4 protein-coding genes are annotated in these 2,510 nt (G+C 64.1%); all 4 read right to left on the bottom strand.

All coding sequences use genetic code 11. The features are described from left to right. The coding region (locus EN750_RS28950) for an MFS transporter (protein WP_145968009.1) at positions 1 to 399 on the bottom strand (399 nt) is incomplete at its 3' end. Between the two features lie 88 nt (positions 400 to 487). Then, entirely contained in the window at positions 488 to 1,228 is a 741-nt protein-coding gene (locus EN750_RS28945) for an NUDIX domain-containing protein (protein ID WP_127398794.1), read from the bottom strand. An 86-nt stretch (positions 1,229 to 1,314) separates the two neighbouring features. Further along, entirely contained in the window at positions 1,315 to 1,749 is a 435-nt protein-coding gene (locus EN750_RS28940) for a DUF983 domain-containing protein (RefSeq protein WP_174800363.1), read from the bottom strand. A gap of 11 nt (positions 1,750 to 1,760) precedes the next feature. Beyond that, positions 1,761 to 2,510, bottom strand: a 750-nt coding sequence (locus EN750_RS28935) for an RNB domain-containing ribonuclease (RefSeq protein WP_127398793.1), incomplete at its 5' end; no start/stop codon positions are given.

Genomic DNA, 2,510 nt, shown 5'->3' with positions numbered 1-2,510 from the left:
CGCCGAGGTGCTGATCCAGAATTCGGACAGGATGAACAGCACCGTCAGCGCAATGTGCAGCACGATGCGCAGCGGAAACCACATCCAGAAATCGGGTGCGAAATGAAAGCCGACAAAGGCCAGCGCGCCGGCGGCGATCATGGCGATCATGGTCCAGGCAACGCCGAACCGCATGGCGAGCGGGGTCGCCAGCGGCGCACCGGCGATCGAGGCGAGGCCGGCAACGGCGGTGTTGAGGCCGATCATCGAAGCCGAATGGCCGCGCGTTTCAAGGATGACGCTGAGCAGCGGCATGCCGAGGCCGATGGCGATGCCGACGACGCTGATCGACGAGATCGCCGCCACCATCGGCAGCCAGTGTACGCGTTCGTCGCCCTGTGGTTGGGTATCGACCGTCATGGGATGCTGATACTCTGCCTGTTTGATCTAAGGAAAGTGCTGAGCGCTTTTCCCGGGAAAACCGCGTCACACTTTTCCTGGAATTGCTCTAGAGAAGTTCGCGGGTGAAGCGGCTGCGGACAAGCCGGTAGAAGGGCACGGGTCCGCCTGGACGCAACAGTGGATCATGGGCGAGGCGCTTTTCCAGCTCGTCCAGGATCATTCGGGTGATGTCGGGTATGTCGGCTTCCCTGGCCTTGGCGAGCGGCAGCCAGACCAGCTCTTCGAGCTCGTTGGTGGGACCGCCACCGGGCAGTTCGACGGCGACGTCGTCACGCCAGGCGCTGAAAAAGCGGGTGTCGAAGCGGCGCACCCGGTTGGGCGGCGTGATGGCGCGCGCAACGAAGCGCAGCATGTCGAGAGAGGGTTGCACGCCGTGTTCGGCAAAGCCTTGCCAATCGGGCCTGGGGGTTGCGAAAGCACCCTTGCGGCCGATCAGCAGCCCGGCTTCCTCATAGGTTTCGCGGATGGCGGACAGGGCGATGGCGCGGGCTCGTGCGGCGCTTGTGCGGCCCGGTCCGGCGATCAGCCTGGCTTCCTGCTCCGGGTGCAATGCGGCGACGACCGGTATGCGGCTGTCGGCCGGATCGGTGCGGCCGCCGGGAAAGACGAACTTGCCCGGCATGAAGGCGTGGCCTGCATGACGGCGACCCATCAGAACCAGCACGTCATCGTCCTTGCGGTCGAGCAGGATGAGGGTTGCCGCGTCGCGCGGGCGAATTGGCCGATCGCTATGAGCGATCATGCTCCGCTCGATCCTGTCGACTTCCGCCTTGGTCATACCGTCCATGCGCAGGACCTAGCGGAAACTTCTGGCAAGCGAAAGTGGCCTTTCACGGTCGGTATGTTGCGCCAGGCAGCATTCTTGGCTGCGGCCTAGGCTCCGGGATGCGGCTCGATCACGTCGTGCTCGCCGCCGAAGCCGTGCATATAGAAGGCCCATTGCAGTCCGATGACGGCACCCTTGATCGGCTGCAGCAGCGCGACCGACAAAAGGATGGTCAGCGGCACCCAGATGGCGATGTGCTGCCATGTGGACAGCGTCGACGTGGCCTCAACGCCCATGAAGGCGCCCAGCACGACATGGCCGACGATGACGATGACCAGATAGGCGGGCAGGTCGTCGGCCCGGTGGTGATGCAATTCCTCGCCGCAGACACTGCATGTGTCGACGGTCTTGGTGAAAGCGCGAAACAGCTTGCCTTCGCCGCAATGCGGGCAGCGGCCGAGCAGGCCACGCTTCATCGCCGTCCACAGCGGGCGCGCGGTCCGGCCCGAGTGATGTTCTCCGCCGAAAACCTGTTCTTCCATGGCTGTTGTCATCATCGTCTCCTGCCGCGCGAACCCGGTCGCGATTGCGACGCGCGAGCGCGGCCCTTGGCCTTGTGAAACGACCGCTTGGAGCCCGGCAGAGGCTTCGGGTCGGTCAACATCTCGAAGCGCATCGCCCCGGCCATCGGTGCCACCTCGACGAGCCGGACCTCAACGCGGTCCGCGAGTTGGTAGCCTTTGCCCGAGCGTTCTCCGAACAGGGAGCGGGCCGTTTCGTCGTATATATAGTAATCGCCGTTCAATGTTGACACCGGGATGAAACCATCCGCGCCGTACTGCGGCAATTGGACAAATAGTCCTGACTTGGTGACGCCGGAGATGCGGGCATCGAACCGGTCGTCGACGCGTTCGGCAAGGTAGGCGGCGATCAGACGGTCGACCGTGTCCCGCTCGGCCGCCATTGCGCGGCGTTCCGTGCCGGAGATCAGCACGGCGACATCTTCGAGCCGTGCCGCTTCGTCCTGCGTCAGCCCGCCCGGACCCAGGCCGAGTGCGGCAATAAGTCCGCGATGCACGATCAAATCGGCATAGCGGCGGATCGGCGAGGTGAAATGCGCGTAGCGGCGGAGGTTGAGACCGAAATGGCCGATGTTCTTTGGCGAGTATTCGGCTTGGCTCTGCGAGCGCAGAACCACTTCGTTGACCAGGCCTTCATTGTCGGCGCCGCGCACGCGATCCAAAATGCCGTTGAACTGGCTTGGCTGCATCTGCGCGCCGCGCGCGAGTGACAGGCCCAATGT

Origin of the sequence: Mesorhizobium sp. M7A.F.Ca.ET.027.03.2.1 (assembly GCF_003999175.1) — a bacterium.
Lineage (GTDB): Bacteria > Pseudomonadota > Alphaproteobacteria > Rhizobiales > Rhizobiaceae > Mesorhizobium.
The sequence above is the reverse complement of the archived record's forward strand: the minus strand, read 5'-3'. Positions and strand labels throughout refer to the sequence as shown.

What these genes read in the sequence shown, in the direction of transcription:
- EN750_RS28945 (WP_127398794.1), bottom strand. Translation starts at nt 1,228, where the DNA reads ATGGACGGTATGACCAAGGCGGAAGTCGACAGGATCGAGCGGAGCATG.
- EN750_RS28940 (WP_174800363.1), bottom strand. Translation starts at nt 1,749, where the DNA reads ATGGAAGAACAGGTTTTCGGCGGAGAACATCACTCGGGCCGGACCGCG.